The 24932-nt window shown below is 56.0% G+C and carries 24 protein-coding genes; 16 read left to right on the top strand and 8 right to left on the bottom strand.

Going from position 1 to position 24932, the window contains the following annotated elements:
• Nucleotides 1-15: 15 nt before the first annotated feature.
• Nucleotides 16-1788, bottom strand: coding sequence for an N-acetylglutaminylglutamine amidotransferase (locus tag HMPREF1487_RS02895; RefSeq protein ID WP_010795099.1), 1773 nt, complete (start codon nucleotides 1786-1788; stop codon nucleotides 16-18).
• Nucleotides 1789-2055: 267 nt separating this feature from the next.
• Between HMPREF1487_RS02895 and HMPREF1487_RS02890 the strand changes: the two genes are divergently transcribed.
• Both HMPREF1487_RS02890 and HMPREF1487_RS02885 read left to right on the top strand, forming a co-directional pair.
• Complete coding sequence (locus HMPREF1487_RS02890; RefSeq protein WP_010795098.1) at nucleotides 2056-2322, top strand: type B 50S ribosomal protein L31; 267 nt, start codon at nucleotides 2056-2058, stop codon at nucleotides 2320-2322.
• A 120-nt stretch (nucleotides 2323-2442) separates the two neighbouring features.
• Nucleotides 2443-3420, top strand: a complete 978-nt coding sequence (locus tag HMPREF1487_RS02885) for an SDR family oxidoreductase (protein WP_010795097.1) — start codon at nucleotides 2443-2445, stop codon at nucleotides 3418-3420.
• A gap of 3 nt (nucleotides 3421-3423) precedes the next feature.
• Here the strand turns inward: HMPREF1487_RS02885 and metR are convergent, their stop codons facing one another.
• From metR to HMPREF1487_RS02860, 5 genes are all read right to left on the bottom strand, one after another.
• Nucleotides 3424-4341, bottom strand: coding sequence for a transcriptional regulator MetR (gene metR, locus HMPREF1487_RS02880; RefSeq protein WP_010795096.1), 918 nt, complete (start codon nucleotides 4339-4341; stop codon nucleotides 3424-3426).
• Between the two features lie 109 nt (nucleotides 4342-4450).
• Nucleotides 4451-5992: a glycerol-3-phosphate dehydrogenase gene (glpD, locus tag HMPREF1487_RS02875; protein WP_010795095.1), complete on the bottom strand. Its 1542-nt coding sequence runs from the start codon at nucleotides 5990-5992 to the stop codon at nucleotides 4451-4453.
• A gap of 153 nt (nucleotides 5993-6145) precedes the next feature.
• Nucleotides 6146-6901, bottom strand: a complete 756-nt coding sequence (locus HMPREF1487_RS02870; protein WP_010795094.1) for a DeoR/GlpR family transcriptional regulator — start codon at nucleotides 6899-6901, stop codon at nucleotides 6146-6148.
• Nucleotides 6902-7029: 128 nt separating this feature from the next.
• A complete protein-coding gene (glpK, locus tag HMPREF1487_RS02865; protein ID WP_010795093.1) occupies nucleotides 7030-8535 on the bottom strand; it encodes a glycerol kinase GlpK in 1506 nt (501 codons plus the stop codon).
• A 14-nt stretch (nucleotides 8536-8549) separates the two neighbouring features.
• Complete coding sequence (locus HMPREF1487_RS02860; RefSeq protein WP_010795092.1) at nucleotides 8550-9443, bottom strand: MIP/aquaporin family protein; 894 nt, start codon at nucleotides 9441-9443, stop codon at nucleotides 8550-8552.
• Between the two features lie 303 nt (nucleotides 9444-9746).
• On the opposite strand from HMPREF1487_RS02860, the gene ybaK reads away from it, so the two are divergent.
• Together ybaK and HMPREF1487_RS02850 are read left to right on the top strand one after the other, a co-directional pair.
• On the top strand, nucleotides 9747-10217 hold the full coding sequence (gene ybaK / locus HMPREF1487_RS02855) for a Cys-tRNA(Pro) deacylase (RefSeq protein ID WP_010795091.1): 471 nt from the start codon (nucleotides 9747-9749) through the stop codon (nucleotides 10215-10217).
• Nucleotides 10218-10535: 318 nt separating this feature from the next.
• A complete protein-coding gene (locus tag HMPREF1487_RS02850) occupies nucleotides 10536-11321 on the top strand; it encodes a PhzF family phenazine biosynthesis protein (protein WP_010795090.1) in 786 nt (261 codons plus the stop codon).
• Between the two features lie 2 nt (nucleotides 11322-11323).
• Here the strand turns inward: HMPREF1487_RS02850 and HMPREF1487_RS02845 are convergent, their stop codons facing one another.
• Both HMPREF1487_RS02845 and argF read right to left on the bottom strand, forming a co-directional pair.
• The gene (locus tag HMPREF1487_RS02845) at nucleotides 11324-12358 is read right to left on the bottom strand and encodes an ABC transporter ATP-binding protein (protein WP_010795089.1); all 1035 of its coding nucleotides are present in this window, start codon (nucleotides 12356-12358) and stop codon (nucleotides 11324-11326) included.
• Nucleotides 12355-13272: an ornithine carbamoyltransferase gene (gene argF / locus HMPREF1487_RS02840; protein WP_010795088.1), complete on the bottom strand. Its 918-nt coding sequence runs from the start codon at nucleotides 13270-13272 to the stop codon at nucleotides 12355-12357. Before argF ends, HMPREF1487_RS02845 begins: the two co-directional genes overlap by 4 nt.
• A gap of 331 nt (nucleotides 13273-13603) precedes the next feature.
• Here argF and HMPREF1487_RS02835 point away from each other — a divergent pair, with 331 nt between their 5' ends.
• From HMPREF1487_RS02835 to HMPREF1487_RS02775, 12 genes are all read left to right on the top strand, one after another.
• Nucleotides 13604-14035, top strand: a complete 432-nt coding sequence (locus HMPREF1487_RS02835; protein WP_010795087.1) for a hypothetical protein — start codon at nucleotides 13604-13606, stop codon at nucleotides 14033-14035.
• A gap of 230 nt (nucleotides 14036-14265) precedes the next feature.
• Nucleotides 14266-14592: a Grx4 family monothiol glutaredoxin gene (grxD, locus tag HMPREF1487_RS02830; protein ID WP_010795086.1), complete on the top strand. Its 327-nt coding sequence runs from the start codon at nucleotides 14266-14268 to the stop codon at nucleotides 14590-14592.
• A 118-nt stretch (nucleotides 14593-14710) separates the two neighbouring features.
• Nucleotides 14711-15853, top strand: a complete 1143-nt coding sequence (locus HMPREF1487_RS02825) for an MFS transporter (RefSeq protein ID WP_010795085.1) — start codon at nucleotides 14711-14713, stop codon at nucleotides 15851-15853.
• A 92-nt stretch (nucleotides 15854-15945) separates the two neighbouring features.
• Nucleotides 15946-17940, top strand: a complete 1995-nt coding sequence (locus HMPREF1487_RS02820; RefSeq protein WP_010795084.1) for an FUSC family protein — start codon at nucleotides 15946-15948, stop codon at nucleotides 17938-17940.
• Nucleotides 17927-18130, top strand: coding sequence for a DUF1656 domain-containing protein (locus tag HMPREF1487_RS02815; RefSeq protein WP_010795083.1), 204 nt, complete (start codon nucleotides 17927-17929; stop codon nucleotides 18128-18130). Before HMPREF1487_RS02820 ends, HMPREF1487_RS02815 begins: the two co-directional genes overlap by 14 nt.
• 42 nt (nucleotides 18131-18172) lie before the next feature.
• The gene (locus tag HMPREF1487_RS02810) at nucleotides 18173-19075 is read left to right on the top strand and encodes an efflux RND transporter periplasmic adaptor subunit (protein ID WP_010795082.1); all 903 of its coding nucleotides are present in this window, start codon (nucleotides 18173-18175) and stop codon (nucleotides 19073-19075) included.
• 295 nt (nucleotides 19076-19370) lie between these two features.
• The gene (locus tag HMPREF1487_RS02805) at nucleotides 19371-19679 is read left to right on the top strand and encodes a DUF485 domain-containing protein (RefSeq protein ID WP_010795081.1); all 309 of its coding nucleotides are present in this window, start codon (nucleotides 19371-19373) and stop codon (nucleotides 19677-19679) included.
• The gene (locus HMPREF1487_RS02800) at nucleotides 19679-21337 is read left to right on the top strand and encodes a cation acetate symporter (protein ID WP_010795080.1); all 1659 of its coding nucleotides are present in this window, start codon (nucleotides 19679-19681) and stop codon (nucleotides 21335-21337) included. The genes HMPREF1487_RS02805 and HMPREF1487_RS02800 overlap by 1 nt, the downstream gene beginning before the upstream one ends.
• 61 nt (nucleotides 21338-21398) lie before the next feature.
• Nucleotides 21399-23198 carry a DUF294 nucleotidyltransferase-like domain-containing protein gene (locus HMPREF1487_RS02795; protein ID WP_010795079.1) on the top strand — a complete coding sequence of 600 codons (1800 nt, stop codon included), beginning with the start codon at nucleotides 21399-21401 and terminating at the stop codon, nucleotides 23196-23198.
• Nucleotides 23198-23821: a 3'-5' exonuclease gene (locus tag HMPREF1487_RS02790; protein ID WP_010795078.1), complete on the top strand. Its 624-nt coding sequence runs from the start codon at nucleotides 23198-23200 to the stop codon at nucleotides 23819-23821. The genes HMPREF1487_RS02795 and HMPREF1487_RS02790 overlap by 1 nt, the downstream gene beginning before the upstream one ends.
• 174 nt (nucleotides 23822-23995) lie before the next feature.
• A complete protein-coding gene (locus tag HMPREF1487_RS26675) occupies nucleotides 23996-24154 on the top strand; it encodes a DUF3309 family protein (RefSeq protein ID WP_010795077.1) in 159 nt (52 codons plus the stop codon).
• Between the two features lie 350 nt (nucleotides 24155-24504).
• Complete coding sequence (locus tag HMPREF1487_RS02775) at nucleotides 24505-24918, top strand: hypothetical protein (RefSeq protein ID WP_010795076.1); 414 nt, start codon at nucleotides 24505-24507, stop codon at nucleotides 24916-24918.
• Nucleotides 24919-24932: the final 14 nt, after the last annotated feature.

Below are 24932 nucleotides of genomic sequence, written 5' to 3'. Positions count from 1 at the left end.
GCAATACTCCAACACTTATAGGCCATGTTCACTCAGCCACAAATTAAGGGCGGCGAGCTGCCAGAGCTTGGAGCCCCGTAGCGGTGTAATCTGGTCGTCAGGGTTCTTCAGGAGTCGATCGATTTCTGCAGTATTGAATAGCTGGCGATCCTGGCTGGGATCAAGCAGCAACTCACGTACCCAGGTCAGGGTATTACCTTGCAGATGCTTCAGGCCCGGTACCGGAAAATAGCCTTTGGGGCGGTCAATGACTTCTGCCGGAATCACCTTGCGAGCTGCTTCCTTGAGGACGTGCTTGCCGCCGTCTCCCAGCTTGAACTGCGCCGGAATACGGGCAGACAGTTCCGCCAGCTTATAGTCAAGGAAAGGAACACGCGCTTCCAGGCCCCATGCCATGGTCATGTTGTCGACTCGTTTGACCGGGTCGTCTACCAGCATCACAGTGCTGTCCAGGCGTAGCGCCTTATCAACGCCAGCTACTGCGCCGGGTTGTGCAAAGTGCTGACGAACGAAATCACCTGCAGCGTCATGATCCAGACGGCGGCTGTCCTGAACAGTAGCTGCGTATTCGGCATAGTCACGATCGAAGAAGGCGGCTCGGTAAGCTGTAAACGGATCTGCCGCACCATCAACCTGTGGATACCAGTGGTAGCCTGCAAAAAGCTCGTCCGCACCCTGGCCGCTCTGTACAACCTTGCAATGCTTGGACACTTCACGCGACAGGAGATAGAAGGCGATACAGTCATGGCTTACCATCGGCTCGCTCATGGCTCTGAACGCGGCGGGCAATTGCTCAATGATTTCAGATTCGTTGATGCGCAGCCTGTGATGCCGTGTACCGTAGCGCTGAGCGATCAGGTCTGAATACTGAAACTCATCCCCACGCTCTCCACCTGCATCTTCAAACCCGATGGAGAAGGTCAGCAGATCGCGTACGCCGGACTCGTGCAGCAAGCCGACCAGCAGGCTTGAGTCCACACCGCCAGACAGCAGCACACCTACATCGCGGGCTGCCCGCTGTCGAATCGAGACAGCATCGCGCAAGCTGTTCAGGACTTCGCCGCTCCAGTCTTCCATGGTGTAGTTGGCTTCATCGGCAGTTGGGCCGTAATTCAGCGTCCACCAGGTTTGCTGTTCGGTTTTGCCGTTGGCGTCAATGACCATCCAGGTGGCTGGCGGCATCTTTTTTACGCCGTTCAGGATGGTGCGGGGCGCTGGTACAACAGCATGGAAGTTGAGGTAGTAGTTCAGCGCGACGGGATCGAGAGAGGTATCGATATCATCTGCTTCAAGCAGGGCGGGCAGGCTTGAAGCAAAGCGCAGGCGCTCATTGGTCTGACTCAGGTACAAGGGCTTGATGCCCAGGCGATCGCGTGCAGTGAACATTTGCTGCTTATCGCGATCCCAAATAGCGAAGACGAACATGCCGTTGAGTTTGGGCAGCATCTCCTTGCCCCAGGCGTGATAGGCCTTGAGCAGAATTTCGGTATCGCCGCCAGAATGGAAGCGATAACCCTTGGCCTCCAGCTCGCTGCGTAGCTCTGGGTAGTTGTAGATGGCGCCGTTGAAAACCATCGACAGGCCCGTGTCCGAGTCAATCATGGGCTGACCAGAGGCTTCTGCCAGATCCATGATTTTCAGGCGTCGGTGGCCTAGCGCAACAGGGCCTTGGCTATGAAAGCCCCAGGCGTCGGGGCCGCGTTGAGCGAGGCGATGGGTGACCCGTTCCAGCGTGGCCAGGGTGACGGGACGATTATCGAAACGTAATTCTCCAGCTATACCGCACATAGTTCCTTACCGGTTGCTCCGTTGGGGTGGGGAGGTATTGCTCCACAGGGAAACGACAAGCATTTGTGGGGGTAAGTTGCATTTTTCCGCCCGAATGACTCAAGGCAACAGGCTATTACGGGGACTGGGTACCGTTTTCAGACCTTAGTGAAATTAATCTGCTGGTAAGGGTTGAAAGCCACCGCCAAGACCTTATATTGGTAATGTATCGTTATAATGTAACGAAGCGGCTCGATGTAGAGTCCAACCGAGTATCCAGGAGGTACCATGAAACCGAATATTCATCCTAACTATCGGCCAGTGCTTTTCCATGACACCACAGCAGATCATTACTTCCTGATCGGCTCTACGGCACAGACTGATCGTACCCAGGAATTTGAAGGCAAGACCTATCCCTATGTGGCATTGGACGTGTCCAGTGCTTCGCATCCAATCTATACCGGTGAGCAGCGCCAGTTGAAAAGCGAGGGTCGCGTCTCTAGCTTCAACAAGCGTTTCGCAGGGTTTCCGGGCGGAAGCAAGTCTTCCCAGTAATCCGGCCTCACTGAAAAAAGCCCTCATGATTTTGAGGGCTTTTTTATGTCTGAATGAAGGAATGGCTGGCGGTAAGCGGGGTCCTCTTTTAATCAGCTTGAAAGCAAAAGGGGATACCTGATGAAAGCACGCAATCTAGATAGCGCCATTGTGGTCATTACTGGCGCTTCCAGCGGGATTGGTCGGGCCACCGCTCAGGCGTTTGCACAACAGGGGGCTTGCCTGGTATTGGCTGCTCGAGATAAGGCGGCATTAGACGATACGGTTGCCGAGTGTCTTCTCCTGGGAGGCCGGGCGATTGGTGTGCCTACGGATGTCACGTTGATGGAGTCAGTCTCGCAATTGGCCGAGCGTGCGCTGGAATTTGGACACGGACGGATTGATATCTGGGTCAACAATGCGGGTATCGGTGCGGTAGGCAAGTTTGATGAGACGCCTTTTGAGGCGCATGAACGCGTCGTGCAGACCGACCTTCTAGGCTATCTGCGTGGCGCCTACGCCGTTGTGCCGGTTTTCAAACGGCAAGGGTCAGGGGTTTTGATCAATACCTTATCGGTAGGCAGCTGGGTACCGCTTCCCTATGCAGTGGCCTATTCGGCTGCCAAGTCAGGCCTGAGAGGGTTTACCGAAGCCTTGAGAGGCGAGCTTACGCGCTGGTCCGATATTCATGTCTGCGATGTTTACCCTGCGTTCATCGATACGCCAGGGCTGCGAGACGGCGGTAATTACAGTAGAAGGACAATAAAGCCGACGCCACCTGTTTATGATGCTCGAAAGGTCGCCAGAGCCATCCTCTCCATGGCGCGTTATCCACGCAAGTCTACGACAGTAGGGCAAGCCGCCACGGTACTTCGTGCAGCCCATGCGCTGGTGCCTGGTTATGCTCGGCTGTCCCGGATCTTTATGGATCGCGCCTTGAGTCGAATGGAGCCGGTAGAGCACTCCTCGGGCAATCTGTTCAGCCCTCCCAGTGGCAATCGCAGTGTCGATGGAGGATGGCGTCGTCCTGATGAGCGCATGGTCGTGGCAGCAACCAGTGCTGCGGCGCTAGTGTTTGGGGCGTACCTGTACCGGCGACTGACGGAGCGGTCAGATTGATCCCTAACGTGCCGCACTGACGCCTTCAAGCGTAGCGAAGGATGTGTCCTTGGCTGTTAGTAAAAAGTCCTGCATGAAGGGAGCTTCCAGCATGTCCTCTCGAATACCGGCATACAGTGTGGCATACAAGCCTTTCTCACCCAGACGCTTCGCGGTCACGTAGCCGCGCGAGCTGTACTCATGGAGCGCCCAGTTAGGAAGACAACATACGCCCCGGCCGGATGCTACCAACTGCAGCATCATGACCGTCAGCTCTGCCGTACGTATGCCGGCAGGCTCGACGCCGGCCGGGTCGAGAAATTGCCTGAAGATATCCAGACGCTCACGGTCGACCGGATAGGTGATCTGCGTTTCTTCAGCCAGATCCTCAGGCACGATGTAAGGCTTGCCAGCTAAGGGATGCTGGTTGGCCATAGCTAGCTGCGCTTCATAAGTAAAAAGCGGAATGTAAGTGATGCCGGTGAGATCAATCGGGTCTGACGTGACGACAAGGTCAAGATCGCCACGTGCCAGGGCTGGTAGCGGGGCGAATGAAAAGCCCGAGGCGAGATCCATCTCCACTTCAGCCCAGGAATCACGAAACTGATCAATGGTAGGCATCAGCCACTGAAAGCAGCTATGGCATTCAATGGCAATGTTGAGGCGCCCGGCAGTGCCGCCAGCAAAGCGTGACAGGTCACGTTCCGCACTGCGAAGCTGAGGCAATACCGCATCGGCCAATTGCAGGAGGCGCAGGCCGGCACTGGTAAAGCGCACTGGCTTGGTCTTGCGGACGAACAGGCTCAGACCAAGGCGCTCTTCAAGCTCCTTGAACTGATGAGACAGTGCAGATTGGGTCAGATGAAGACGTTCGGCAGCTTCGACAAGGCTGTCAGCCTCACGCAGTGCGTGTAGCGTTTTCAAGTGACGAAGTTCGAGCATGGCCTGGATCCTGATGAGTGCAGCAGGTATCCATTATGAATGATTTCCAAGCCAAGGAGGGCATGAATGAAACTGGCTCATGATTCGGTCAGTTTCATTCACGTATCCATTATGCTGCTGCGTGACTGGCCTTGCGGATATCCAGACTGCCTAGATAGGTTTCCAGCTTGGTCTTGTCACCAGGGGTAAACTCAAGGCCCAGCTTGGTCCGGCGCCAGAGTATGTCGTCTGCCGCGTTGGCCCATTCGTAAGCATGGAGATAATCCACTTCACGCGCATACAGGTCCGCCCCCAGGCATTCGCCTAGGTCGGCCATTTGCGTAACGCCTTCCAATAGCTTGCGTGTGCGGTTGCCATAGGTGGTTGACCAGCGCTGGGCAAGTGCTGCTGGCAAATCCTTGACCTGTGCCTGTAACTGTTTGGCCAGTGCTTCAGGCGTCGTCATGTCTTCTCCGCCCGGTAGCGTAGCCTTGGCTGTCCAAGGCTGTCCCATCGTCTTGAAGAACGGCTGCAACTGCTGCATGGCCGACTCGGCCAGCTTGCGGTACGTGGTCAGTTTTCCACCAAAGACCGACAGCAAAGGCGCATCGTTTTCAGGAGCCGACAGTGACAGGGTGTAGTCACGAGTAATGGCTGAAGGATTGTCTGACTCGTCATCACACAGGGGGCGTACGCCCGAGAACGTATGCAGGACGTCACTGCGGGTCAGCTTGTGGCGGAAGTGTGCGTTTGCCACACCCAGGATGTAGTCAGTTTCCTGCTCTGTAATTTGTACGTTGGCTGGATCACCTTTGTACTCACGATCCGTGGTACCAATCATGGTGTAACGACCCAGGTACGGAATCGCAAAGACAATCCGACGATCTTCGTTCTGCATGATGTAGGCATGATCGCCTTCATATAGCTTGGGCACGACGATGTGGCTGCCTTGAATCAGTCGAATACCATAGGGCGAGCGCTCTTTGATGTTTTCGCGAACGATCTGGGCAACCCATGGACCTGCCGCATTGACCAGGGCTTTTGCCTTAATCGAGAAGGTGCTGCCGTCTTCACGCTGAAGGGTCAGGTGCCACAGTTTGTTAGCGCGATGGGCGCTTGTGCAGGTGGTGCGGGTATGAATATGGGCGCCACGCTCGCGGGCAGCCATGGCGTTGAGTACAACGAGGCGTGCATCGTCTACCCAGCAGTCCGAATACTCGAAACCCTGGTTGATATCACTGACCAGAGGGCTATCGGAACCGAACCGAAGACCACGGGAGGCGGGGAGCTTTTCACGCTTGCCCAGGTGGTCATAAAGGAAGAGACCTGCGCGAATCATCCAGGCCGGACGCAGATGTGGCCGGTGCGGCAGGACGAAGCGCATGGGCTTGACGATATGCGGAGCCTTGGCCAGCAGTACCTCGCGTTCGGCCAACGCTTCGCGTACCAGTCGAAATTCGTAATGTTCGAGATAACGCAGGCCACCATGAATCAGCTTGCTGCTGGCCGAGGAGGTATGTCTCGCCAGGTCGTCACGTTCGCAGAGAAAGACGGACAAGTTACGGCCTGCGGCATCGGCTGCAATACCAACACCATTGATACCACCGCCGATCACGGCGATGTCGTAGATCTCGGAAAGGGGCGGCGTCCCGAGCAAAGTGGACTGAGGCATGGGCGTCTCCTGTTATAAACGAACATCAATGTTCGTATTCGAACAATCGTAGACAAAATAGTTGTCTTGCGCCAGTCGCAAACCGATAAAAAAACTCTAAAAGGAAAATAAACGAACTTAAATGAATTAAATGTGAAAGGCCTGACACTCTGGTCAGGCGATTTCAAGACGGACTTTGAATTGAGAGAGCAGCCGGGTAAAGGCTTCGTCTGGTTGAGACTCGGTAAAGAGCACATCGATCTGCTCAAGCGAGCCCAGGCGAATCATGGCGCTGCGTCCGAATTTACTGGAGTCGGCTGCCAGAAAGACCTTGCGTGCGTTTTCGAAAATGGCCTGTGAAACGCGAACCTCCTGATAATTGAAATCCAGCAGAGTGCCGTCTTCATCGATGCCGCTGATGCCAACCAGCGCGTAGTCCACTTTGAATTGCTTGATGAAGTCAGCCGTCGCCTGGCCTACCACGCCGCCGTCACTGCGCACGCTGCCACCTGCAATCAGGACTTCGAAGTCCTCTTTCGCGCTAAGGATGTTCGCAACATGGAGGTTGTTCGTAATGATCTTCAGGCTACGGTGATTGAGCAGCGCGTGAGCGATCGCTTCGGTCGTCGTACCGATGTTAATGAACAATGAGGCATGATCCGGGACCTGTGCTGCAACGGCCTCCGCGATACGACGCTTCTCATCACGCATTTGTCCAGCACGCATGGTGTAAGCCGTGTTTTCCACGCTGGAGTCATGGGCGGCACCACCGTGATAACGACGCAGCAAACCGCTTTCGGCCAGCTGGTTGATGTCTCGACGAATCGTCTGGGGGGTTACGGTGAAATGCTGGGCAAGCTCCTCGATGCTGACATAGCCACGCTCGCGGACAAGGTCCAGGATGTTCTGCTGACGGGGCGCCAGGCTCATGCAATCTTCCTTCAACGGTGGTTTGACAGGAAGAATGCCGTAGCGAGGCGCCGGGCGCCAGTTCAGTGCATCAACTTCATCATTCTGATGTGAAAAGGGCGACTTCCCAGTCGCCCCGTCCAATGACATCAGTCCTGCGCCCAGCCGCGAGTACGCTCGACAGCTTTCTTCCAGCCCTTGTAAAGCTCCTCGCGATGGTCGCCATCACAGGTGGGCTCGAACACGCGCTCGATGGTGCTCTTGTTGCGTAGTTCGTCCAGGCTGCTCCAGAAGCCGGTGGCCAAGCCAGCCAGATACGCTGCACCAAGGGCAGTGGTTTCCTTCATTTCGGGGCGCTCTACGCAGGTGCCCAGAAGGTCGGCCTGGAACTGCATGAGGAAGTTGTTTGCGACGGCACCGCCATCCACACGTAGCGAGCGTAGACGCTCGCCGGCATCCTGCTGCATGGCATCCAGTACGTCGCGAGTCTGATAGGCAATCGACTCCAGGGCTGCACGAATCAGATGCTCAACCTTGACGCCGCGGGTCAGGCCAAACATGGCTCCGCGGGCATAGGGATCCCAGTAGGGAGCGCCCAAGCCGGTAAAGGCCGGTACCAGATAGATACCATTGCTGTCCTTCACCTTGGTGGCGAAGTACTCGGAATCCAGGGATTCGTTAATGACCTTGAGCTCATCGCGCAGCCACTGAACGGTAGAGCCACCATTAAAGATGGCGCCTTCCAGTGCGTAATTCACTTCACCACGCGGTCCGCAGGCAATAGTGGTTAGCAAACCATGCTGGGACTGCACTGCTTTCTCACCAGTGTTCATCAGCAGGAAGCAGCCGGTGCCATAGGTATTCTTGGCTTGGCCCGGCTCTACACACATTTGGCCAAACAGGGCGGCTTGCTGGTCACCTGCAATCCCTGCGATCGGAATGCCGGTTTCCTGGCTGCTGCCCAGAGTGGCATAGCCGTAGACTTCGGAGGAGGAGCGAACCTCCGGCAGCATTTCGCGGGGGATATCCAGTGCTTCAAGCATCACGGGATCCCAGTCACGCTTATGGATATCAAAAATCAGGGTGCGCGAGGCATTGGTGTAGTCGGTGACATGGACCTTGCCCTGGGTCATCTTCCAGATCAGCCACGTATCGACAGTGCCGAACAGCAGCTCGCCACGGCGGGCGCGCTCACGGCTGCCCTCTACGTGGTCCAGGATCCACTTGATCTTGGTACCGGAAAAGTAGGGGTCGATGACCAGTCCGGTCGTGCGGCGGATATGCTCTTCCATGCCGTCACGCTTGAGCTGATTGCAGATCTCTGTGCTTTGGCGGCTCTGCCATACGATGGCATTGTAAATCGGGCGGCCTGTGGTCTTGTCCCAGACGATGGCGGTTTCGCGCTGGTTGGTAATACCGATGGCGGCTACATCGTCATGGCTAATGCCTGCATGAGCCAGGGCCTCCACGAAGGTAGCACTCTGGGTGGCCCAGATTTCCATCGGGTCATGCTCGACCCAGCCGGCTTGCGGATAGATCTGTGCGAATTCACGCTGAGCAATGCTCACCACATTGGCGTTACGATCCAGCACGATGGCGCGGGAGCTGGTGGTGCCCTGGTCCAGGGCCACGATGTAATGCTTGTTATTAGACATGATGGAAATCCTTATTATTGAGCCTGTGACGCGCTGATCTTGGGCTGAGCGGCGGCGTCTTTCTTATTCGTTTCAACTGAGGTTTCTTTGACTGGAATGTCGCACGCTGCTGAGCCAAGACTGGGCAGGTGACGGCAGATGAGTGCCTTGTAAGCAGCGGCACCCAGGCAGGCACCCAGGATGGGCGCGAAGATCGGTACCAGGAAGTAGGGTATATCGCGGCCACCGGTCAGGGCTACATCACCCCAGCCAGCCAGGAAGGTCATAAGTTTAGGACCCAGGTCACGAGCCGGGTTCATGGCGAAGCCTGTCAGCGGGCCCATGGATCCACCGATCACAGCGACAAGCAAACCAATTAGAAGCGGGGCCAGCGGGCCGCGCGGAAGACCATTGCCATCGTCGGTCAAGGCCATGATCACGGCTAGCAGGATGGCGGTAATGACCATCTCGACCAGGAACGCCTGACCAACAGACAGGGCTGCGTTCGGATAGGTGGAGAACACACCCGCAAGCTCAAGGCTGGCTACGCTACCGCGTACCATATTGTGAGCCTGTTCGTATTCGAAAAAGAGGCTGTTATACAGGCCGTATACCAGCGCGGCGCCACAAAAAGCGCCTGCGATCTGCGAAATGATGTAGAGCGGGACTTTTCTACGTTCGAAGCCGCCAAACAGCCAAAGCGCAATGGTAACGGCAGGGCTCAGATGTGCACCCGACACGCCAGCGCTCAAGTAAACCCCCATGCTGACCGCAATGCCCCATATGATGCTGATTTCCCAGAGCCCTAGAGTGGCTCCGCCAACCTTCATGGCAGCGACGCAACCGGTTCCGAAGAAAATGAATAATCCTGTTCCCAAAAACTCGGCAATGCATTGCCCACGTAGGGTGGGCATTAGTGGAGTACTCATACGAGGAGCCTCTTGATTGTTGTATTTATTGCGGTAGTAGAAAAAAAGTGAAACTACATCCTTTCGGAAACGAAAAGTTAGTTTCAAAATCGAACGTTGTCAAAGGTTCTTCTTTCATCCCCATAGAAAATTGTGATGAGCGAAGCAGGATATTTTATGACAGGCAAAACACTTGTTTGAAAGGGAACTTTATAAGGCGTGTTTCAGGTCACGCTTGCGGGACGCCCCAAGTAAGGCGTTACAAGGCTTTACACGCTGCAAAGGCAGAGACAAACTGGATCATAAAGCCACAAGGATAATGGCATGACACCAGCGATAAACCTGCTTAAAAAGTACAAGATAGAGCATCGCGTGCTCAGTTATGTACACGATCCCAAAGCCGCTTCGTATGGACTTGAGGCGGCAGACAAGCTTGGACTTGAACCCGTCCGGGTGTTCAAAACATTGTTGGCAGCTACCGAGAAGGAAGAGTTGCTGGTGGCTATCGTTCCGGTAGGTGGCAGTCTTGACCTGAAAGCCTTGGCCCATGCGGCGTCTGTCAAAAAGGCAGACATGGCGAATCCTCAGGTAGCCCAACGTGCTACCGGCTACCTGGTAGGCGGAATCAGCCCGTTGGGGCAGAAGAAACGCTTGAGAACGTTCATTGACAGCAGTGCCGAGCGGTTTCCTACCATTTATGTCAGTGCAGGCAGACGTGGCCTTGAAGTGGAGCTGTCTGCCCAGGCGCTGGCTAGCCTGACCGCAGGGCAGTTTGCCGAGATTGCACGGGAGTAATGTGCAGGTTCTCTGCTCGTACGGGTAGCGGGCAAATGAAGTCCTTTCAACTGAGTTGACCAATCGATTCACTGCGCTATGGTCAATTATTGCCGCTCTGGTGTTTTCCCTTGATCGCTATCTGGCTGCTCGCAATTACAGCGGGCTTTGAGTGTGCCCGTAGCGGTTGGTGACAAGAGTGCCGATGATCCGAGAGATCCTACACAGAGCGAGTTGCCGGACCAGTTTAACTGTCATAGCTGGTGAACTGTACATTGTGACGTAGGCACGTTTCGCTCATGCTGTACGAAGAACTCAAAAGAAAAGATGGAGCAAACCATGCAACTCGACTTTCACCAAATCGATGCCTTCGCTGATCGTCCGTTCGCGGGTAATCCAGCGATGGTCTACCGTCTCGATGCATGGTTGCCGGACGATCTGATGCAGAAGATTGCCGCTGAGCATAATCTGGCGGAAACGGCCTTTATCCGTCGGGAGGGTGATGTCTGGCGCATTCGGTGGTTTACCCCAAAGGTTGAAATACCGTTGTGTGGCCATGCGACGCTGGCAGCGGCTCATGTACTGTTTACTGTTTATGAGGAAGCGGGAGAAAAGATCGAGTTTATTTCCCGCTCCGGCACCTTGCGTGCCTATAAGGAAGACGATGGGCTTCTGGCGCTGGATTTTCCCGCACAGATTCCAAGTGAGATCGGTTCCACACCAGAGCTGGAGCGTGCATTAGGCGTTAGTCCGGTCGATGTACTGGGCGCAGATAAGCTACTGGTTCTCCTGGAGTCGGAAGAGTCGGTGCGCAACTGCAAGCCTGACTTTGCGGCTCTGGCGCGCCTGCGTTGGCCGGGTGTTATCATTACCGCTCGAGGTGAGCGGTATGATTTCGTGTCCCGTTTCTTTGCGCCTGGTATTGGCATCAATGAGGACCCTGTGACTGGCTCGGCTCACTGTAGCCTCATTCCCTATTGGTCTCGTCGCCTGGCGAAGCGGATGCTGCGAGCCTACCAGTGCTCGGAGCGGGGCGGGGAACTCTGGTGCCGTCTGGATGGCGAGCGCGTGAGCATTGCGGGTCACGCTCGCCGCGTCGCCAGTGGGCGTCTATTGTTGGATTGACGTTATGTGGCGCTGAAGGTTGTCAGCGCCGTTTTCTTGAGCGCAATTCCGATCCGTTCACCGATGCTGTGCTCAATAAAACCTGGGAAGGACGCTTCGAGGCGTGCTCCTGACGCAAGCGCCAGTTGATAGCGGGTGCTTGCACCTAGAAATACCTGGCTGACCACCTGCGCGGTCAACGTGCTCGCGGGGCTATAGAGGATGTCGTCAGGCCGAAGGAGAACGCGAAGCTCATCGCCTTCCTTGAACGCTTTGTTCCTGGCCTTGACAACCCCAAGCTCCGTTTGTATCGATTCTGAGTCGGCGGCACGACCTGGAATGAAAAATCCCTGGCCTACAAACGTTGCCACAAAGGGCGTGGCAGGGGTCTGATAGAGGTGCCCAGGTGTATCCCATTGCTCAAGATGGCCATGCTGAAAAACCCCCACCTTGTCACTTACCGCAAACGCTTCTTCCTGGTCATGAGTCACCAGGATGGCGCTGGTGCCTCGAGCTTTTAGAATATCCCGGACTTCGCTGCTGAGCGATCGACGAAGCTCTACGTCCAGGTTGGAAAAAGGTTCATCCATCAATAACAGGCGAGGCGACGGTGCCAAGGCGCGAGCCAAGGCAACACGCTGCTGTTGACCACCTGACAGCTCATGAGGATAGCGTTTAGCCAGCTGCTCCAGTTTGACCAGGGCCATCAGCTCACCCACGATGCGCTCGCGCTCGGGATGCTTGCGAATACCAAAGGCGATGTTGTCACCTACGTTCAGGTGAGGAAAAAGAGCATAGTCCTGAAAGACCATGCCGATCTCGCGCCGCTCTGGCGCCAGGGTAAACCCCGCTCGGGAAATGACCTGATCGGCGAGACGGATTTCGCCCTGCATGACAGGCTCGAATCCGGCGATGGCGCGCAGCGTCGTGGTTTTCCCGCATCCCGATGGACCAAGCAGACAGCCAATCTCTCCTGACTCAAGAGACAGGCTCAGGTCGCTTACGATCGTGCTGCCACCGTAGCCGCAGGCCAGATGGCTGAGCGTGAGAATGCTCATGCGTTGCGTGTATGTGGGATCAGAAACTCCATCAATGCCTTTTGCGCATGCAGGCGGTTTTCTGCTTCATCCCATACGACCGAGCGTGGATCTTCCAGCAGGTCGTGACTGATCTCTTCTCCGCGGTGGGCTGGAAGGCAGTGCATGAAAACGACGTCCCGGCTGGCTTTGTCCAAGAGCTCACGCGAGACCTGATACGCCTTGAACGTTTCCAGACGGATTTTCGATTCCTCTTCCTGGCCCATGGATGTCCAAACGTCAGTGCTGACCAGATGAGCGCCTTCTACGGCCTCCGTTGGATCACGAACAATCTGAATGCGGGCACCGGCGCGCTCAACGAAGCGGGCGTTTGGCTCAAAGCCTTCAGGGCAGGCCACGCGCAAGGTGAAGTCCAGTTGTTCGGCAGCTTCTATATAGCTGTTGCACATGTTGTTCCCGTCGCCGATCCAGGCCACAACCTTGCCCTGAATGCTGCCGCGGTGTTCGAAGAATGTCTGCATATCAGCCAGCAGCTGACAGGGATGAAGGTCATCAGACAGTCCATTGATAACCGGAACGTTGGAGTTTGCCGCAAAGGTCGTCAGGGTGCTGTGGGCATAGGTACGGATCATGACACCATCGAGCATACGGGACATGACGCGGGCACAGTCATCTACCGGCTCACCGCGGCCTAACTGAGTGTCGCGCGGGGATAGGAAAATGGCTTGGCCACCTAGCTGGATCATGCCTGCCTCGAAGGACAGACGCGTACGGGTCGAGGCCTTTTCGAAAATCATGCCAAGAACACGATTTTTCAACGGTTCGTGGCTGACGCCTCGACTACGCAGTTCTTTCAGCTCGATGCCACGGCGGATCAGCTGCAACAGCTCATCGGGTGTGCAATCCATGAACGAAAGAAAATGCCGAGCGCTCATCATCAATACCTATGAATACAGGCCAGGGGTGCCGGCCGGCTTCAGGAAAAACAGGCTACACCCAAAGCTACTGCCGCACCTATGCGGAGGAAAGGGAAGGGCCGGATCTTATAAGTAATTTATATATTTGCGCAAATCCCTGGCGAGGCTGCAGAAAAGATGAGATTGCAACCGGTTATTACGCAAAAGGTAAAACTTCACAAAGATTGGAAAATTGTTCCGCTACGGTTGTTACATTTTTGTTAAATGACTACTATGCCGCCCGCCTTTCGAGGCGACGTTATTACCCCGCAACGGGGTTATTGGAAAATTGTATGCAAAGGAGTATTGCATGAAACGCGTAGTGTATGCCGCTGCCTTCTCTACCTTGGCCCTGCTCACTGGCTGTGCCAGCCAGAACGTAAGTCAGCCAGCTCTGCCTCTGGGTGGCGCCGTTGATACCGGTCTGAAAGCGGATGTCAAAGTAGGTGAAACCATCACAGGTCAGTCTTCCGTAAACGTTCTGTTCGGTATGCTGAAGCTGGGTGGTGATAGCAAGTTTGCAGACGGCGTTACCTATGGTGGTGGCGAAGGTGGTTTTGCTCTGGGACTGGATCCAGTTTCCTCGGCTAAAGCTGCTGCAGCTTACAAGGCTGTCAAGGCTTCAGGCGCTGACGTAATCGTTGCCCCGCGTTATGAAGTCGATGTTCAAGACTACCTGGTGTACAAGGCCGTCAACGTCAAAGTGACTGGCCAGAAAGGCACCATCAGCTCTATCCATTAAGGATGAGCTCGAACCGGCGGACATGGAGTTCGCCGGTTCGAAGAGAAACGACTGCCGCGTTCTTTCTTCCTCCCGCCAATTTCTCCTCCTGCGTCAAGTCACGCCGTTATCAGGCTTGTAAATTGTTCCTGTTGTCCTTATCTGTATGGACGGGTGGCCAGAGGCAAAACCGAGCGTTTCACTGGGTTTTCCGTTACACTGGTCAGCACTGAAATTCAGCGAGGTGCACCGTGGATATCATCGAAACGATCAAAGAACAGATCGCCAATAATCCTGTTCTTCTTTACATGAAAGGCTCCCCCAATGCTCCGCAGTGCGGTTTCTCTGCCCGTGCCTCGCAAGCGTTGATGGCGTGTGGTGAGAAGTTCGCCTATGTGGACATTCTGCAAAATCCTGAGATCCGGGCCAATCTGCCTAAGTATGCCAATTGGCCAACGTTCCCCCAGTTGTGGGTAAACGGTGAGCTGGTAGGCGGTAGCGATATTCTGCTGGAGCTGCACGAAAAAGGTGAGCTACAGCAGCTGGTCAAAGGCGCTGCGGGTAAAACCGAGGCCTGATCGGATGGCCAGATGAACTTCTGGTAACCGCTTCTGCTCTGACTGCCTGGGTTGTCTAGTAGTCAACCGGATTCAACAAAGCCCCGCTTCGGCGGGGCTTCGTTTTGCTGGAGTGGTTATGGCTGAGAAGACATTGGCAGGCTCTGCGCGTTGGGCTTGCGCTTATTTCTTTGCTATCAATGGACTGGTACACGGCAGTCTGATGGCGCGGATACCGGCCTTGAAAATGCAGGCCGGACTCGACGAAGGTACGCTTGGACAAGCGTTGCTGTGCCTGGGGCTGGGTGCCTTGACAGCGTTCCCCCTGACAGGAATTCTCCAGCGCTGGCTGGGTAGCCGCCGGATTGTAATTGGTGGAGGGCTACTGCTCCTGTTTGCCTTTCCCTTGGTCGGACTGGCCCATCAATGGCTCAGCTTTGCCTTGGCGATGTACCTTATTGGTTTGGCCAGTGGCGCAATGGATGTTGCGGTCAACACGCAGTCTGTAGAAGTCGAACGAGCCCTTCGGCGTCCGACGCTTTCGCTTCTTCACGGGATGTACAGTCTTGGCGGCCTGGTCGGTGCGCTAGGGGCGGCTGCGCTGGTGGCATTGTCACCTGTCTGGCATTTCCTCTTACTGGCAGTGATTGCCCTTATCTTTCTGCTGCCTGGCGGTAAACGACTTTTGCCTGATGAGCACATGCCTGCGCGTACCCATAAAGGTTCGGGGCTGCGTTTGCCACCCATGGCAGTCGTAGGGCTGGGTCTCATGGCGTTGTGTTCGTTTGTATCCGAAGGCGCTATCGCTGACTGGAGCGCCTTGCTTCTGCATGATGTGAAAAGTGCCAGCGAAGGGTTATCCGCCTTGGGATATGCCGCCTTTTCCGCCACGATGGTATTTGGCCGACTCTTTGGTGATCGCCTGCGTGTTCGCTTTCAGGATCACTCACTGGTTCGTGCGCTTGGAGGGTTGGCAACACTGGGGATGGTTGTAGCGCTGCTGGCGCCTGATGCGATCATTTCGATCATTGGGTTTGCTCTGGCCGGTCTGGGACTGTCGATCATTGTGCCGATCCTTTTCAGTGCTGCAGGCAATCGCCCGGGCATTGACCCGGGGGTTGGCGTTGCTGCTGTTGCTACCCTGGGCTATGGCGGGCTGCTCATGGGGCCTCCGCTGATCGGTCTGTTGGCCCAGGCAGTAGGACTCAAGCTGGCCTTGCTGTCCATTGTGGCGTTATGTGCTGCGCTGTGTCTGCGCGCCGGCATCGTTCGAAGAGGCTAGCGAGCCACCAGCCTGGTATTGTCCAGGCTGATGCAAGGAACTTCCTGACGCCTTCGTGAGCCTATCGGTCATCACTCGACGATAATAAGCACGTGCGTATTCCCTGGCAGGTCTTCCTTGCGCCGAGCCCGTTGGCGCTCAAGTTTGCGGTCAAGACGCTTTTTGCGGCGTGTCTGGCCCTATGGCTTGCGTTTCGATTCGATCTTGAACAACCCACATGGTCGATGATGACGGTCTTTATCGTCTCGCAGCCGTTGTCCGGCATGGTGGTAGCCAAGGGTCTGTTTCGTCTGATCGGGACCGTAGCCGGGACGATCATGTCTGTGGTGTTGATTGGCCTGTTTGCACAGACGCCCTGGGCTTTTCTTCTGGCCATGGCGCTCTGGCTCGGGTTGTGCACCGCTGCGTCGACCTTGCTGCGCAATCATGTGTCCTATGCCTTCGTTCTGGCCGGCTACACCGTAGCGATCATTGGTCTGCCAGCCATCGCTCAGCCGCTCGGCGTCTTTGATCAGGCAGTCGCTCGCTGCACGGAAATCTGCATGGGCATCATTGTGGCGTCTATCGTCAGCTCGGTGATCTGGCCGCAACGTGTAGAGCAGAACCTGAGTCAACAGGCCAGCAAAGTCTGGCAGGCGGGTCTGCAGGCAGCACGCGCTGAGGTGGCTGAAGATGAAACCGCAGCGACCGGACTGCTTGGGGTGTTTGGCCAGATCGTGGCTGTTGATGCGCAGCGCGACCACACATGGTTCGAGGGCCATCGAGGACGTCAGCGTGCCCGTGCGTTGCGATTGTTCTGTCGAGATCTGCTGAGCCTGTTGCGTACCTCGCGGGGCGTGGTTCGCCAATGGCGTAACCTTGAAACGAATGAGCAAGAGGCGGTCGCGCCCTGGCGTGAAGAGGTTATCCAGCATCTGGATCCGTTCGAGCCAACGGCCATTGAGGCATTGCTCAACCGGCTCCATGACGAGCTCAATGATCCACGTTACAGCAATGACCAGCGCTACTTTCTGGCTCGCCTGGGCATTCTGCTCGGCAAGGCGCTAACGGCTGAACAGGCCGAACGGGCGGTTGCCCGTGGCGTGGCTGATGACAGTGCTCCTTCGGCACTGTCCTGGCACCGCGACATCCAGACGGCGCTGTTGTATGGAATGCGCAGCGCGTTGGCATTGCTCGGACTTGCGATCTTCTGGTTGAACACCGCCTGGCCTGCCGCAACCGGTGCCATGCTGTTGGGTGCTGTTTTATGCAGCCTGTTCGCCAACCGCGATAACGCCGTTCAGATCGGCCTAAGTTTTCTTCGTGGTATTGCCTACGCCATCGTGGTGGCCATTGTTGTCAGCCAGGCCGTATTGCCGTCATGGTCCGGCTTCCCGTTACTATGCCTGGGTATGGGGGTTCCGCTGTTTTTTGCCGCGCTTGGAATGGCGGGGCCGCCAGCGGTGGTAGGTACGGCTACTGCGTTTGCGTTGCACTTCATTGTGCTGGTTTCGCCAAACAACCATACCCGCATGGACATGGCGAACCTGCTCAATCAAGCCCAGGCGCTGGTCATTGGAGTTGGCTTTGCCGTCGTGATTTTTCGTTTGATTACGCTGCGTCACCCGCGGCGGCTGGTCCGAAGAATTCTTTCAGCCACGACCTATGACCTGCAGCGTCTGACAGAGCGCCCTCTTGGTATTGCTGAAACCTGGTTTGGAGGGCGGATGGCCGATCGATTGCTGCAACTGGCACGCAATATCAACCTCATGCCGCTTCATGAACGTCGTCGCTGGCACGATGGCCTGCTGGCATTGGATCTGGGTAACGAGCTGTTGCACCTGCGCGCCTGCCTTGACGGGGCGACCGGCTCACTGGCGGCGGAGCGCGATCGTTTCCTACAGGCGTTTTCGGCAGCCCTGGCAAATGGTCTGGAGCATGTACGGCCGGAGCAGCTGGATGAACCCGCGAACCGATTACGCTCTGTATTAGAAGCCATACCAGAGCCGGATGAGCCCAAGCGCCTGGCTCATGGAGCGGTTCGCCAGTTGCAGCGAACCTGGACGATGTGGTGCCAATCGCTTGAGGATCACCATGGACCTGCATGAATGGGCTATCGGCGGCGTTTACCTGAGCCCGCTGTTTCTTTATGCGGTAGCGGCTTTATTACTGACAGGTGTGATTCGGCTGGTCATGCATAAATTTCATGCGAGTCGCTGGATCTGGCATGAGGCGCTATTTGGGTGCGCACTGTTTCTGCTGCTGCTCGCAGCCATTACCTGGGTTGCCGCAACGTGACGTGGTCAAGGTGAATATGAACGCTTGGATGAGGAGGGCATGATGCGCAAGGTGGCCCGTGTAGCGATTACAGTGGTCGTGGTGATGGTGGCGGTGCTGGCTGGCCTATGGCTGTGGCGGTTTTACATGCTCTCGCCCTGGACGCGTGATGCGCGTGTTCGAGCCGATGTCGTGGTCGTCTCGCCCGATGTGGCTGGTTGGGTGACCCGTCTGCCCGTCAAGGATAATCAGCTGGTCAAGAAAGGTGATCTGATCATGCAGATCGACCGGGAGCGCTATCAGGCTACCCTCAACCACGCCCGCGCCGTTGCCGATACACGCAAACAGCAGCTGCGTTTGCGTGAGAGCGAGGCTGAGCGCCGTAATCGTCTGGGTGTCAGCGCCATCAGTGCCGAAGACAGGGAAAATGCGCAGATCAACGCTGCTGTGGCACGGAGTCAGTATCAGGAAGCGCTGACGGATATCCGGCTGGCGGAGCTTAACCTGGCGCGTAGCCAAGTGCTGGCGCCTCGTGAAGGGCGCATCACGAACCTGCGATTTGCCGAAGGTAATTACGTGCGTACCGGTGAAGCTGTCATGGCGCTGGTTGATACGCGCTCTTTCTACGTCATGGCCTATTTCGAGGAAACCAAGATCCCGCATATTGCAGTAGGGGATGCCGTCAATATCCGCCTGATGAGCCACAAGGGGATTCTCAAGGGGCGTGTGGCCAGCATCAGTAGCGGAATCACCGACCGCAACGCAAGCCCGGACGAGCAGCTATTGGCGGAAGTTCAGCCCACGTTCAATTGGGTACGACTGGCGCAACGTATTCCGGTCCGCGTAGAGCTTTTGGATGTGCCGCCAGAGGTGCAGTTGAGTGCCGGGATGACTGCTAGCGTCTCGGTGCTCGATGCCGAAGGGCATCATCCGCTGGAAGGGTGGCGCAGTCTGTGGGATTACTAGCGGGCCCGCCGACAACTCTCGAGACACATGCCGTCACACAAATAGCTATGGTTGATCAGGCCGGATAGCCCACGTTGCTGTTGCCGCCATAAGCGTATTCGGCATCCGAGCCATATGCCGACCGCTCCAGTCCCGCCGCGTCAGCGGGGCTGTAGGGTCGCACTTTTAAGCCTTTACCCTTTATCCCGCGAAACAGCCCCTTTATCCCGGTTACGACTAAAGTCGTCTGGCTGTCAGGTGCCGGTAGCCTAGAGTACAAATCGACGATCCCCGTCACGCTGTGAGGACAACAATAATGAACGACAGCATCTACCGGCGGATAGAACAAAATCCGCAATTCAAAGAACTGGTTGCCAAGCGTGAGCGTTTTGCCTGGCTGCTTTCCCTGATCATGTTAGGACTCTACGTCGCCTTCATCCTGCTTATCGCCTTTGCGCCACATGTGTTAGGTGCTCGGATCAACCCGGATAGTCCGATTACCTGGGGAATTCCGATCGGTGTCGGTCTGATTCTCTCTGCTTTTATCCTGACAGGTGTGTACGTTCGCCGTGCCAATGGTGAATTCGACCAGCTTAACCGTGCCATTTTGAAGGAGGTTCAATAATGAAAGCGCCTCTCTCTGCAGTAATGGGACTGGCTCTGTTCGCTCCGGCTGCCTGGGCTGCCGATGCGTTGACCGGTGCCGTTCAACGGCAACCTTTGAACGTGGCCGCTATCGTAATGTTCGTTGCTTTCGTGGCGGGGACATTGGGGATCACTTATTGGGCTTCCAAACGCAACCGTTCAGCGGCAGATTACTACGCTGCTGGCGGTCGCATCACGGGCTTTCAGAATGGTTTGGCAATCGCAGGCGACTATATGTCTGCCGCCTCCTTTCTGGGTATTTCCGCGCTGGTATTTACGTCGGGTTATGACGGCCTGATCTACTCCATCGGCTTTCTGGTCGGATGGCCGATCATTCTGTTCCTGATTGCCGAGCGCTTGCGTAACCTGGGCAAATACACCTTTGCCGACGTTGCCTCCTACCGTCTCAAGCAGAAGGAAATCCGTACCCTGTCTGCCTGCGGTTCGCTGGTGGTGGTGGCGTTGTACCTGATCGCTCAGATGGTAGGTGCCGGCAAGCTGATTCAGCTGCTATTCGGCCTTGACTACCACGTGGCGGTGATCCTGGTCGGCATCCTCATGGTCATGTACGTATTGTTTGGCGGCATGCTGGCCACTACCTGGGTGCAGATCATCAAGGCGGTGCTGCTGCTTTCGGGCGCAAGCTTCATGGCTATCATGGTAATGAAGTCCGTCAACTTCGACTTCAGTGCGCTGTTTTCCCAGGCAATTGCCGTTCACCCTAAGGGTGAAGCCATTATGAGTCCTGGTGGTCTGGTAAAAGACCCGATCTCAGCCTTTTCTCTGGGGCTGGCGTTGATGTTTGGTACAGCAGGTCTGCCGCACATTCTTATGCGCTTCTTCACGGTGAGTGATGCCAAAGAAGCTCGCAAGAGCGTGTTCTACGCTACCGGTTTCATCGGTTATTTCTACATCCTGACCTTTATCATCGGTTTCGGCGCGATCCTGCTCGTCAGCACCAATCCTGCGTTCAAGGATGCTGCCGGTGGCCTGATTGGTGGCAACAACATGGCGGCGGTGCACCTGGCCAACGCGGTGGGTGGCAGCATCTTCCTGGGGTTCATCTCGGCGGTAGCGTTTGCAACCATCCTGGCGGTGGTAGCAGGTCTGACCCTGGCGGGTGCCTCGGCGGTGTCCCATGACCTCTATGCCAGCGTGATCAAGAAAGGCAATGCCAACGAAAAGGATGAGCTGCGTGTCTCTAAGATCACCACTGTGACGCTGGGCGTGGTTGCGATCGGCTTGGGTATTCTGTTCGAGAAGCAGAACATTGCCTTCATGGTGGGTCTGGCTTTCTCGATCGCGGCCAGCTGTAACTTCCCGGTACTGCTGCTCTCCATGTACTGGAAGAAACTGACCACGCGAGGTGCCATGATTGGTGGCTGGTTGGGGCTGATCACAGCGGTAGCTCTGATGATTCTGGGTCCGACCATCTGGGTCACTATCCTGGGTCATGAAAAGGCGATCTACCCTTATGAGTATCCAGCACTGTTCTCCATGCTCGTAGCGTTCGTCGGGATCTGGTTCTTCTCGATTACGGACAAATCTACCGCAGCCGATGAAGAGCGTGCTCGATTCTTCCCGCAGTTCGTTCGCTCTCAGACGGGTCTTGGCGCTTCCGGCGCAGTGGCTCACTAAGTCGTACTGAATCGGCAGGCTCGTCAGGGCCTGCCGTTTTCATTTCAGGCGAATTCGCGTCATGCCGGATAATTTCAACTTCGAGGCAGCCCCGTTCGACTCACTCAGTGAGTATGAACGCAACCTGCTTCGCTCGGCGCTATCGGTCGGATACTACGTGCCTGGCGAGATACTGATCGAGCCGGGTAGCGTCACGCTTGCACTCTATATCGTGCTGAAGGGTGTCATTGAGGAGCGTGGCAAGGACGACCAGCTATTTGCACACTATGGGCCGGACGATCTCTTTGATGTGCGGGGGCTTTTTGATGGGCAGACCCGGCATGCCTATCGAGCTGTTGAAGAGAGCATTGTCTACGAACTCAACGCCAAGATGTTTCATGAACTGTGCGAGCGAAATACCTCGTTTGCTTCTTATTTCCAGGCAAGCCTTGCCACCAAGCGGCAACTGGCACGCCGGGACGGGCAGAATCTGGCGGAGTTCATTCTGACCCGCATTGCCCGTGAGCATCTGCTGCCTGCGGTGGAAGTCGGTGCCGATCTGTCATTGGGCGAGGCTGCCCGTACGCAGCTAAAGGTCGGCGCCGATGCGTTGCTGGTCCGGCTGGAAGACGGCTTTGAAGGGCTGGGTATTGTGACCAGAACGGACCTGATGGTTGCTCATTTCCAGCAGGGGCTGGGCGACGAGACACCTATCGGGACGCTGGCGCATCAGCCGCTGGCCTCTATAGAGCTGGGCGACTTTCTGTTTGATGCCATGATTCTCATGACCCGCCAACGCATCGAACGGGTCGTGGTCAGGCGCGGCAATCAGGCAATCGGCCTGTTGCATCTGACCCAGGTGCTGAGTCTCTTTTCCACCCACTCTCATGTTCTGGCGCTGCGGATCGCCCGCGCCGAAACGCTCGATGAATTGCAGCGAGCCGCCGAAACCCTGGATACGTTGATTGCTACCCTGGAGGGTAATGGCATCCGGCTGCGCTTTATCATGCAGTTGGTCAGCGCGCTGAATGAGCAGTTGCTGGCGCGCGTCTTCGAGCAGTGTGTTCCTGTAGCGTATCGCTCCCGTTGTTGCCTGGTGGTCATGGGAAGTGAGGGGCGAGGAGAGCAACTGCTCAAGACCGATCAGGATAATGCGCTGATCCATGCAGACGACATTGCAAACGAGGAAGCTCTGGCCTGGATGGCCCGCTTCAACGAGGCACTCATGGGGTTTGGTTATCCTCAATGCCCAGGAAGGGTAATGGCCTCGAATACGGTGTGGTGCAAACCTGTCAGTGAGTGGCGGCATGAGCTACTGACGGCCGCCCGCGAGGGGCATCCTGAGCAGCTGCTGCGTCTGTCCATTCTAATGGATGCCCACCCTGTAGCCGGAAATGAGCATTGGTTTATGGCTGTGCAGGCTCAGCTGAGCGTGTGGTCTGGCCCGGGGGAGCGATGGCTGAGCGATATGGCGCTGGCTGCTTTGCAGTTCGATACGCCGTTGACCTTGTTTGGCGGACTTAAAACATCCGGTGAACGCCTGGACATCAAGCGTGGAGGTCTTTTTCCGATCGTTCATGGGACCCGAATACTGGCCCTGCGAGACGGGTTGATGGTGCGTGGCACCTTGGGCAGACTGCAGATGCTGGGTGAGCGGGGCGTTCTGGATCGAAACATGGCTGATAACCTCGCTGAGGCTTTCGAGCTGTTCATGCAGCTACGGCTGTCACAGCAATTGGCAGGCGACAGGAGTGGATTAACGCAAGGTATCGATGTGTCGATCCTGAGCCGGGCCGAGCGAGACCTGCTGCGCTTCAGCCTCCATGTAGTTAAAAAATTCAAGCAAACCCTGGGACGTCTGTTTCATCTGGATACGCGTTGATGGCTGCCTACATCTCAAGACCTGATTTGCATTGGCCCCTTTGGCGGCAACGCCTGCATTGGTGGTGGCATGACCCGATGGACGCCGATGAGATCGTTTCGCTGGATTTGGAAACGACCAGCCTTGATCCACGTCGGGCCGATATTCTCAGTGTGGGTGCCATACTCATTCGACAGGGGAAGATGCAGGTAGGGGAACGTCTTGAGCTGTACGTCGAGCCGCCACCCAGTCTGGACGCCGAATCGATCCGCATTCACAAGCTACGTCGGATGGATCTGGAGGGGCAGCTCAATATCCAGGATGCCCTGAGACAACTGCAAGACTTCATCGGAAATCGCCCGCTGCTGGGTTATTACGTGTCCTTTGATATCGCCGTGCTCAGTCGTCATTTCCGCCGTTACGGGATGCCTAGACTGACGAATCCCCGGATAGAAGTGTCGGCTCTCTATCATCGCAAGGTCAGCCGCTTGTTTCCTGATGTGCACCTGGATTTGCGCTTTGACACCTTGTCGCGGGCATTGGACATACCGGTGACGGGGCGGCATACCGCGCTTGGGGACGCACAAACGGTTTCGCTGATGTTTCTTAAATTATTGAAGGGGCCTGTGCCCAAGCCGTACTAAACAGAAAATAGTGTGCTTCTCGTCAACAAGCGAAACGGTTACAGGACTTTTCCGCAGGGGTAGCAGTCCGATAGTACAGGTACGCTTTCTTCTTACTCCCCGAGCTTTTCCGGTCTCGGTGATGGGAAGTGACCTGTGCTGTGGATTCCCGTAGCGGTTATAAGGAGATGCATCATGTCGCTGACTACCATATTGGTTCTGGTCCTGCTTGTTCTGTTGATTGGTGGATTGCCCGTGTTTCCGCATTCGCGCAGCTGGGGATATGGCCCGTCTGGAATCGTGGGCGTGTTGCTGGTCGTACTGCTCGTGCTGGTGTTGCTGGGAATGATCTAGCGTCGACGGCTTAAAGATGAAAAGTCTTTCCTAATCAAGTGTTTACGAATCGATAGAGACCGACTGCTCCCCGCTTTTTGCCCCTGCTTGGTGCGTAGGAGAAAATTCTTGCCCAAAGAGGTGCAAGAGAGTAGGGTTCTCTTCACCGGCCTGCCTTGCCGATGTCAGTTGTGAGACAAAACCAGAGCCAAGCGTTGCTTGCTCTGGTTTTGTCTTTTCTGCGCTACCTCTTCTTATTTCACTCGTCTCAGTGCCTTGCATCACGGAGCGATCATTCAGGTGTTGCGCGGCGTTTAATCGGCCAGGCGGCTGTGATAAAAGCCCAAGGAGTAGCAAAGAGGGAGTGTTCCGTGGATTCGGAATCCATAGTGTATGGCTGCATCAAGGATTGGCCGACGAGCGACTCCATGGAGCGCCGGATGCGCCGGGCTTTGAATCGTCGTGTCCTGGCCAATCTCCCTCATGATTCCTGGGCATTTCTGGGGCGGGAGATGTTCAGCCAGTGCGAGCAGGCCGGCGCAGGTCTTTATAAAACCCAAGTCATTCACTTTGGCGCAAGTTACGAAGGCGTCGAGTATGAGTGGAAATTATGGGTCGAAGAGTTCGAGGCCCTGCTCAAACGCCTCTACTGGGCCAGCGCCGTGGTGCATCTGGAAACTGCCTTGAGCGGTACTCATACGTTCCGTTGGGAATCTGAGAAAGGCTTCCATAGCCCACAGGAAGATGACTTGCGGGCACGGTGTGCCTGGGAGCGGGAGGGCTGAAGCCCTCCCGTAGC

Origin of the sequence: Pseudomonas sp. HPB0071 (assembly GCF_000478505.2) — a bacterium.
Classification (GTDB): domain Bacteria; phylum Pseudomonadota; class Gammaproteobacteria; order Pseudomonadales; family Pseudomonadaceae; genus Chryseomonas; species Chryseomonas luteola.
The sequence above is the reverse complement of the archived record's forward strand: the minus strand, read 5'-3'. Positions and strand labels throughout refer to the sequence as shown.

Excerpts from the sequence above, each read along its gene's own strand:
- HMPREF1487_RS02895 (WP_010795099.1), bottom strand. The coding sequence starts at position 1,788 with ATGTGCGGTATAGCTGGAGAATTACGTTTCGATAATCGTCCCGTCACC.
- HMPREF1487_RS02890 (WP_010795098.1), top strand. The coding sequence starts at position 2,056 with ATGAAACCGAATATTCATCCTAACTATCGGCCAGTGCTTTTCCATGAC.
- HMPREF1487_RS02885 (WP_010795097.1), top strand. The coding sequence starts at position 2,443 with ATGAAAGCACGCAATCTAGATAGCGCCATTGTGGTCATTACTGGCGCT.
- metR (WP_010795096.1), bottom strand. The coding sequence starts at position 4,341 with ATGCTCGAACTTCGTCACTTGAAAACGCTACACGCACTGCGTGAGGCT.
- glpD (WP_010795095.1), bottom strand. The coding sequence starts at position 5,992 with ATGCCTCAGTCCACTTTGCTCGGGACGCCGCCCCTTTCCGAGATCTAC.
- HMPREF1487_RS02870 (WP_010795094.1), bottom strand. The coding sequence starts at position 6,901 with ATGAGCCTGGCGCCCCGTCAGCAGAACATCCTGGACCTTGTCCGCGAG.
- glpK (WP_010795093.1), bottom strand. The coding sequence starts at position 8,535 with ATGTCTAATAACAAGCATTACATCGTGGCCCTGGACCAGGGCACCACC.
- HMPREF1487_RS02860 (WP_010795092.1), bottom strand. The coding sequence starts at position 9,443 with ATGAGTACTCCACTAATGCCCACCCTACGTGGGCAATGCATTGCCGAG.
- ybaK (WP_010795091.1), top strand. The coding sequence starts at position 9,747 with ATGACACCAGCGATAAACCTGCTTAAAAAGTACAAGATAGAGCATCGC.
- HMPREF1487_RS02850 (WP_010795090.1), top strand. The coding sequence starts at position 10,536 with ATGCAACTCGACTTTCACCAAATCGATGCCTTCGCTGATCGTCCGTTC.
- HMPREF1487_RS02845 (WP_010795089.1), bottom strand. The coding sequence starts at position 12,358 with ATGAGCATTCTCACGCTCAGCCATCTGGCCTGCGGCTACGGTGGCAGC.
- argF (WP_010795088.1), bottom strand. The coding sequence starts at position 13,272 with ATGAGCGCTCGGCATTTTCTTTCGTTCATGGATTGCACACCCGATGAG.
- HMPREF1487_RS02835 (WP_010795087.1), top strand. The coding sequence starts at position 13,604 with ATGAAACGCGTAGTGTATGCCGCTGCCTTCTCTACCTTGGCCCTGCTC.
- HMPREF1487_RS02825 (WP_010795085.1), top strand. The coding sequence starts at position 14,711 with ATGGCTGAGAAGACATTGGCAGGCTCTGCGCGTTGGGCTTGCGCTTAT.
- HMPREF1487_RS02815 (WP_010795083.1), top strand. The coding sequence starts at position 17,927 with ATGGACCTGCATGAATGGGCTATCGGCGGCGTTTACCTGAGCCCGCTG.
- HMPREF1487_RS02810 (WP_010795082.1), top strand. The coding sequence starts at position 18,173 with ATGCGCAAGGTGGCCCGTGTAGCGATTACAGTGGTCGTGGTGATGGTG.
- HMPREF1487_RS02805 (WP_010795081.1), top strand. The coding sequence starts at position 19,371 with ATGAACGACAGCATCTACCGGCGGATAGAACAAAATCCGCAATTCAAA.
- HMPREF1487_RS02800 (WP_010795080.1), top strand. The coding sequence starts at position 19,679 with ATGAAAGCGCCTCTCTCTGCAGTAATGGGACTGGCTCTGTTCGCTCCG.
- HMPREF1487_RS02795 (WP_010795079.1), top strand. The coding sequence starts at position 21,399 with ATGCCGGATAATTTCAACTTCGAGGCAGCCCCGTTCGACTCACTCAGT.
- HMPREF1487_RS02790 (WP_010795078.1), top strand. The coding sequence starts at position 23,198 with ATGGCTGCCTACATCTCAAGACCTGATTTGCATTGGCCCCTTTGGCGG.
- HMPREF1487_RS26675 (WP_010795077.1), top strand. The coding sequence starts at position 23,996 with ATGTCGCTGACTACCATATTGGTTCTGGTCCTGCTTGTTCTGTTGATT.